The sequence below is a fragment of the Quadrisphaera granulorum genome (genome assembly GCF_003149145.1).
Lineage (GTDB): Bacteria > Actinomycetota > Actinomycetes > Actinomycetales > Quadrisphaeraceae > Quadrisphaera > Quadrisphaera granulorum.
Genome location: NZ_QGDQ01000056.1, coordinates 1 through 6,740, shown reverse-complemented (window position 1 = coordinate 6,740; position 6,740 = coordinate 1). Strand labels below are relative to the sequence as shown.

At 69.5% G+C, this 6,740-nt stretch carries 6 protein-coding genes and 1 rRNA gene; 2 read left to right on the top strand and 5 right to left on the bottom strand.

Annotation, left to right across the window (positions count from 1 at the left end; translation table 11 throughout):
- Window positions 1-89 (top strand): 5S ribosomal RNA (rrf, locus tag BXY45_RS22480); the annotation flags it as partial.
- Between the two features lie 100 nt (window positions 90-189).
- On the opposite strand, the gene BXY45_RS22475 is transcribed toward rrf, so the two are convergent.
- The 3 genes from BXY45_RS22475 to BXY45_RS22465 form a co-directional block, all read right to left on the bottom strand.
- Complete coding sequence (locus tag BXY45_RS22475) at window positions 190-666, bottom strand: DsbA family protein (protein ID WP_211319861.1); 477 nt, start codon at window positions 664-666, stop codon at window positions 190-192.
- A gap of 245 nt (window positions 667-911) precedes the next feature.
- Window positions 912-1,886, bottom strand: a complete 975-nt coding sequence (locus BXY45_RS22470; protein ID WP_109776768.1) for a cation diffusion facilitator family transporter — start codon at window positions 1,884-1,886, stop codon at window positions 912-914.
- Window positions 1,883-2,233 carry an ArsR/SmtB family transcription factor gene (locus BXY45_RS22465; protein WP_109776770.1) on the bottom strand — a complete coding sequence of 117 codons (351 nt, stop codon included), beginning with the start codon at window positions 2,231-2,233 and terminating at the stop codon, window positions 1,883-1,885. Before BXY45_RS22465 ends, BXY45_RS22470 begins: the two co-directional genes overlap by 4 nt.
- Window positions 2,234-2,327: 94 nt before the next feature.
- Here BXY45_RS22465 and glpX point away from each other — a divergent pair, with 94 nt between their 5' ends.
- Window positions 2,328-3,341 (top strand): class II fructose-bisphosphatase, encoded by a 1,014-nt coding sequence (gene glpX, locus BXY45_RS22460; protein ID WP_109776767.1) that lies wholly within the window; start codon window positions 2,328-2,330, stop codon window positions 3,339-3,341.
- A gap of 64 nt (window positions 3,342-3,405) precedes the next feature.
- Here the strand turns inward: glpX and BXY45_RS24625 are convergent, their stop codons facing one another.
- A complete protein-coding gene (locus tag BXY45_RS24625; protein WP_170131695.1) occupies window positions 3,406-5,484 on the bottom strand; it encodes a glycoside hydrolase family 16 protein in 2,079 nt (692 codons plus the stop codon).
- Between the two features lie 202 nt (window positions 5,485-5,686).
- On the bottom strand, window positions 5,687-6,625 hold the full coding sequence (locus BXY45_RS22445; RefSeq protein ID WP_109776764.1) for an ROK family protein: 939 nt from the start codon (window positions 6,623-6,625) through the stop codon (window positions 5,687-5,689).
- Window positions 6,626-6,740 lie beyond the last annotated feature (115 nt).

Sequence of the window (6,740 nt, the reverse complement as noted above, 5' to 3'; positions counted from 1 at the left end):
CCGGTCCCATTCCGAACCCGGAAGCTAAGCCCACCTGCGCCGATGGTACTGCCCGGGAAGCTGGGTGGGAGAGTAGGTCACCGCCGGACATCCTTTGTGAAGGGGGCCGGGTCGCAGCGATGCGACCCGGCCCCCTTCCACACACCCACACACATCAAAGCCGTCGGCGCCCTCTGGGCGAGCGAGCTGTCACCCAGCGAGTGCGTCGTCGATCATCCTGCGCAGGTCGGTCTCGTCCTTGGGACGGATGAGCGCTCCGTCCAAAAAGTAAGTCGGGGTACCGGTCACGCCCAGTGCGAGACCGTCCTCGAAGTCCTGGCGCACACGCGCTGCCGTGGCAGGATCTTCCACTGCAGCGTCATACGCGGCCATATCGAGGTCGAGTTCAGCAGCGAAGCTGCGGAAGAGCGACGTCTGCGGAGTCCTCGAGCGTCCCCAGTGGCCGTGGGTGTCCCACATGACGGCTGCCATCTCTTCGAAGGTGCCCTGCTGTGCAGCCGCTTCCACGGCGATCGCGGCGTGGGTCGAGTTCACGTGCCCGGGGAGCGGAAAGTACCTGACCACGAAGTCGACCCTGCCTGCGTAATCGGCGCGTAGTTCGTCGATGAAGGGCTGGGTCGCGCGGCAACGGCGGCACTCGAAGTCGATGAACTCGACCAGCTGCACCGTCGCGGCGTCGGTCGCGGACGTCTTTGACGGAGGCGTTGTGGCGAGGCGGTGGCTGTCTCCACGGACCAGTGACGGCGGCGTGGCCTCTGCGTCAGCGCCGGACGTTCGTCCAGCGACCGCGACCGTGACGATGCTGCTCGCCGTCGTGAGGGACACGATGCCGGCCAGCAGCCTCGTGCGAGAGAGGCTCCGGCGCGCCGGCTGCGTGCTGTTCGCGTCCGGAGGGCTCTGCCGGGGCGCGCTCATGCGTGGACTCCGTGCTCGTGATCGGCGTGGCTGGCTGGCTCGACCTGGAACGTCGAGTGGGTGATGCTCACGGGGAAGTGACCCGCCACGCAGGCCTGGAGCTGATCGAGCACCTCGGGTGCGTGGCCATCGACGAAGCAGGAATCGTCCAGCACGATGTGGGCTGACAGCACCGGCAGGCCGCTGCTGATCTGGCTGGCGTGGAGGTCGTGGACCGCGAGCACGTGGGGCTGCTCCAGCAGGTGCTGACGCACGGCGGTGAGGTCGAGCCCCCGAGGAACCGCCTCGAGCAGCACGTCGGTGGCTTCGCGCAGGAGCACGAGCGTGCGGGGCACGATGAGCAGACCGATGAGCAGGGACACCAGCGCGTCGGCGCGAGTCCATCCCGTGAGGGCGATGACCCCCGCTGCCACCAGAACCGCCACGGACCCAAGCCCGTCACTGATGACCTCCAGCACCGCGGCGCGGCGGTTCAGCCCTATCGGCCGGTCGACGTGAGCTTCGGCGTCGGGGCGGGCGTGCCCGTCGTCGTGATGGTCAGCGCTCCGGCGGGTGAGGATCCACAGTGAGATCGCATTGCCGACCAAGCCGATTGCCCCGAACACCAGCATCCCCGCCGAGGCCACCTCGGGTGGGGCGAGCAGGCGGCGGACGCCCTCGACCGCGATGAGGACGCCGACGGCGAGTAGCAGCGCTGCCTGCAGCACGGCGGCCAGCACCTCCGCCCGCTGTAGCCCCCAGGTGCGGGCGGCCGTCGCGGGGCGCAGGGCCAGGCTGGACGCTAGGAGGGCGATCCCCAGGCCTGCCGCATCGGTGAGCATGTGGCCGGCATCCGCGAGTAGCGCCAGTGAGCCGGTGACGATCCCCCCGATGACGCCGGTGACGAGCACCACCAGTGTCACGGCCAGTGCGAGTGCCAACCGCCGGCGATCTCCGCCGGCAGCGGCGCCGTGGGAGTGTCCGTGGCTCACAGGTGCCCCTCCTTCGCCAGCGGGTCGACCGCAGCAACAGCGGCGAGCAGATCCCCGAGGGCATGCCCGAGCGCGGCATCGGTGAGGGCGTAGCGGACTCGCCGTCCTTCCTGAGCGGTCACCACGAGGCCGCAACCCCGCAGGCACGCCAGGTGGTTGGAAAGGTTCTGGCGAGAAACGCCGAGCTCCTCGGCGAGATCGGCCGGGTATCCCGGTGAGCTTCGCAGCGACAGGAGCAGGCGAGCTCGCGTCGCATCGGAGAGCGCGTGTCCAAAGCGGGCCAGCACTCGGGCCGCAGCGTCGCTGGGTGCCCGGTTCTCGGTCAGCGCGCTCGTCGTCGTCGCCATCTCCCCGACCATACAGCAGATGATGAACTGTGGGAGGATCGTGGGAGCCCCGCCGCCACCAGACCCCCACCCGCCGACGGAGGAGAGACCAACGATGTCCGACCGCGCTCCGGTAACGAGCCCCAGTGACCCCGTCGACGACGCCCGGACCGGGCGTCCCGACCGCAACCTCGCCCTCGAGCTCGTCCGGGCGACCGAGGCCGCCGCCATCCGCGCCGTCCCCTACATCGGCAAGGGGGACAAGATCGCTGTCGACGGCGCAGCTGTCGATGCCATGCGTGCGTTCCTGTCGACCGTCTCCTTCGACGGCGTCGTCGTGATCGGCGAGGGCGAGAAGGACGACGCGCCGATGCTCTTCAACGGAGAGCACGTCGGCAACGGGCAGGGACCGGCCTGCGACGTCGCCGTCGACCCCGTCGACGGCACTTCGATGGCGGCCGCCGGACGGCAGAACGCGCTCTCGGTCATCGCCGTCGCCGACCGAGGAGCGATGCTCGACGCCTCGAGTGTCTTCTACATGGACAAGCTCGTCACCGGACCCGAGGGACGCGGTGTTGTCGACATCCGCAAGCCCGTGGGGGAGAACATCCGCGCCCTGGCCGCGGCGTTGGACAAGCGGCCCGAGGAGATCGTCGTCGCCATCCTCGACCGACCCCGCCACGAAGAGCTCGTCCGACAGATCCGAGAGGCGGGTGCGGGCACGCGGCTGCTGCTCGACGGCGACGTCGCCGGCGGCATCAATGCCGCGCGCGGTGGCACCCGCATCGACATGTGCGTGGGCATCGGCGGTAGCCCCGAGGGCGTGACGACGGCGTGCGCGGTCAAGGCCCTCGGCGGGTTCATGCAGGGCGTGCTGGCCCCCAAAGACGACGCTGAGCGTGAGCGCGGGCTGGCTGCAGGTCTGACGATGGACCACGTCTACGAGGTCGACGACCTCGTCGCGGGTGAGCACTCCTTCTTCGTGGCGACCGGCGTCACCGACGGCGGACTCCTCGACGGAGTGCGGCACATCGACGGGATCATCCGCACCGAGTCGATCGTGCTGCGGTCTGCCTCGGGCACGGTGCGGCGCATCGTCGCCGAGCACCAGGCGTCGAAGTGGCTCTGATGCTGTGAGCTCCCGGGGGAGTGGTGCCCGCTGAGGGCCGGCACCACTCCCCGGGCCGTCCGTTCTACTGCCCTGGCAGCGCGTACGCGCGAACCCAGTCCACCTGCATGGTCGACCCGTCGACCACGCCGCTGACTGGCCAGCCGCCGCCGAGGCCGTAGTCGACCATCATGTAATAGGGGCCCGTCACGAAGTCCTTCGGCGTGGGCACCTGGTTGGTGCGCACCCCGTCGATGTACCAGGTGATGAACTGGGGATCGATCTGCACGCCGTACGTGTGGAAGTCCTGCCAGGGGTACCCGCCGTTGGGGATCTCCACGCGCGTGTCATAGAGGTGCGTGCTGTCGTCCTGGGTGCCGTCGGCCCGGTAGTTGTGCGAGGCCTGCTGGACGAGCGCTTCCTTGTTGGTCGCGGTGTTGGTGGTCCCGTACCACTCGAACACGTCGACCTCGTGCGTACGCACCTTCGTCGGTGACACCGCGGGGATCGTCGTGGTCGTCATGAGCCAGAAGGCAGGCCACGACCCGATCCCCGAATCCGGCATCTTGACGCGTGCTTCGAAGTACCCGTACTGCTGGGCGAAGCCCGCGCCCGTCTCGTCGACAGAGGAGATGTTTCCGGAGTACCAGTTCCCGTCTGACCTGTAGGCGCGGTTGTACAGCACGCCCCCGTTGACGGACAGGGCGTCGGGTGTCCAGCGGGATGCCGAGTAGTTGCCGGCCTCGCCGTAGGGCGGGAAGGCGTACCAGGTCGCGCCGCCCTTGGGGTGCGCCGTGGTCACGCTGAGGGTGTTGAACTCCTCGCTGAACGTGCGGCGGTACTGGCTGAGGTCGAGCGTCGGAGGCGCGGTGGCCGTCGGGGTTGCTGTGGATGTGGCGGTGGGCTTCGGGGTCGACGTCGTCGTCGTGGGTGTGGGGGTTGCCGTGGAGGTCGCGGTGGGTGTGGTGGTGGGGGTGGCCGTGGTGAGGCGGATGTTGTCGATGAAGGTGGTGCGGTCTCCGGTGGGGTCGGTGGCCGACAAGGTCAGTTTTTGGGTGCCGGCGCGGACGGTGAACTTGGCGGTGGTGATGGTGGTGAAGCTTGATGAGGTGGGGGTGTAGGTGCCCACGGTGGTGCCGTTGATGGTGACGACGATGGGTTGGATGCTGTTCCAGCGGCGGGCCGCTTGGAAGGTGAGGGTGTAGGTGCCTGCGGCCCAGGTGGGGGTTTGGGTCATGGAGCCGAGGGAGCCGTTGCCTTGGAGGAAGGCGGTCTGGGTTCCTTCGGGGGCGTCCAGGCCGGAGGAGTAGGCCGAGCCGTTGTGTTGGATGCCGGCGTTGTTGGTGAAGGTCCAGGAGGAGCTGGGCGCGTTGGTGGTCCACCCGCCGATCTGGGGGGACTCGAAACCACCATTGGCGATGGACGTACTGGTCGGCTGAGTGGCGGTTGCTGTCGGGGTGGCTGTGGACGTGACGGTGGGCGTTGTCGCCGTCGTCGTCGTGGGTGTGGCGGTCGCCGTCGGGGTCGTGGGTGTTGCCGTGGAGGTCGCGGTGGGTGTGGTGGTGGGGGTGGCGGTGGTGAGGCGGATGTTGTCGATGAAGGTGGTGCGGTCTCCGGTGGGGTCGGTGGCCGACAAGGTCAGTTTTTGGGTGCCGGCGCGGACGGTGAACTTGGCGGTGGTGATGGTGGTGAAGCTTGATGAGGTGGGGGTGTAGGTGCCCACGGTGGTGCCGTTGATGGTGACGACGATGGGTTGGATGCTGTTCCAGCGGCGGGCCGCTTGGAAGGTGAGGGTGTAGGTGCCTGCGGCCCAGGTGGGGGTTTGGGTCATGGAGCCGAGGGAGCCGTTGCCTTGGAGGAAGGCGGTCTGGGTTCCTTCGGGGGCGTCCAGGCCGGAGGAGTAGGCCGAGCCGTTGTGCTGGATGCCGGCGTTGTTGGTGAAGGTCCAGGAGGAGCTGGGCGCGTTGGTGGTCCACCCGCCGATCTGGGGGGACTCGAAGCCACCATTGGTGAGCGCCGTCGACGCTGCTTCAGCGGGCGGTGCGCTCAGGGCTAAGGGGCTCAGGACCCCGAGCAGAACCCCGACGACGACCATCCATCGCAGCCATCGACGTGGGGGGCGGTGAGCGGGGGCGAGGTGCAGAGGGGTGCGTGCGATGGGCATCGTCGTCTGCCTCAAGTCGGGCGGCTAGGCGCTCGACGGCGTTCCGGCCTCGCCTCGAGCGTCGGAGCAGGAGGGGCCTAGGGCGTTTCGCCCCTTCCGCGACGATCGTAGGGGTTCGGCATGTCTCCCTAGGGATACTCAGAGTGAAGTGATGTCCCTTCGCCCCCTACGAGGGACGCCGACGGCGGCCACTGGTGTCGCGCTATCGAGGAGAAGCGAGGGCGGCGGTGGCGCCGGGCAGTCGGATCTGCAGCGCTCTCGCCCGAACGTCCTCCAGGGCCTGCTGTGCCGCCCCCAGGGCAATGACGCCGTCGCCGAGTTCGGACGTCACGAGCTGTGGCACCGGCTCGTCGAGGAGCTCGGGCAGCAGTCGCACCGCGACGTCGACCACCGGGGCCAGGTCGGCGGCGAGGCGGCCTGCCAGCACGACGACCTCGGGATCGACCATGCCCGCCGCCGCGGCCACCACGAGGGCGACGTGACTGCCGGCGCGCTCGGCGACCGCTAGGGCGCGCGGGTCACCTGCGGCGGCTTCACGCAGCACGCGGTGTGCTCGCTCGAGGTCGGCCTCGAGGTCGCCCGTGCCCGGCTCTACCTCCAGTGGGCCGTACCGATCGGGGAGCGCGTCGAGGCCCTCGGCGTCCCACACCGCCAGGAGGGGCCCGAGTCCTACGGGCGCTCCCACCCCGGTGACCAGGTCTAGCCAGCGCATCTCGCCGCCGCGCCCCCAGCGGCCGCGGACGAGGGTCCCCGCTGCCACCACCCCGGCACCGAAGGCTCCGTCGGCCAGCACCGTGAGGTGGTCCTGGACTCCAGCGGCGGCGCCCCGATGCCCTTCGGCCAGGGCGGCGAGGTCGGCGTCGTTGGCCAGGAGCACCGGGCACGGGAGCAGCCTTCCCAGGTGTTCGGGCAGGCCCGCCTCCATGAGTACCCAGTAAGGGTTGCTGCGCACCTCGACACGCCCTGAGGTGGAGACCGGCGCGGGGACGGCGACCGTGCAGGCGAGGACGTCGTCCGTCGAAGCGCCCGCCTCGGTGAGCGCCGCGGTCACCGCTTCGGCGGCCGCCGCGCGGCGCTCGCCGGCGTCTCGCCGGCAAGCGCGCTCAGCGCTCCCGACAGCCACGCCCAGGAGGTCGGTCACGAGGGCGCTGCAGCGCGCACTGAGCCTTTGCCACTAGGACTTTGAGTGGTGACGCTGCGTCACACGGTGCGGTGGTACTCCAGGTGCAGCACCACCAGCGCTGCGGCGACGATGG

Bases quoted from the DNA above. Each gene is read 5' to 3' on its own strand.
- BXY45_RS22465 (WP_109776770.1), bottom strand. From the start codon at position 2,233: ATGGCGACGACGACGAGCGCGCTGACCGAGAACCGGGCACCCAGCGAC.
- glpX (WP_109776767.1), top strand. From the start codon at position 2,328: ATGTCCGACCGCGCTCCGGTAACGAGCCCCAGTGACCCCGTCGACGAC.
- BXY45_RS24625 (WP_170131695.1), bottom strand. From the start codon at position 5,484: ATGCCCATCGCACGCACCCCTCTGCACCTCGCCCCCGCTCACCGCCCC.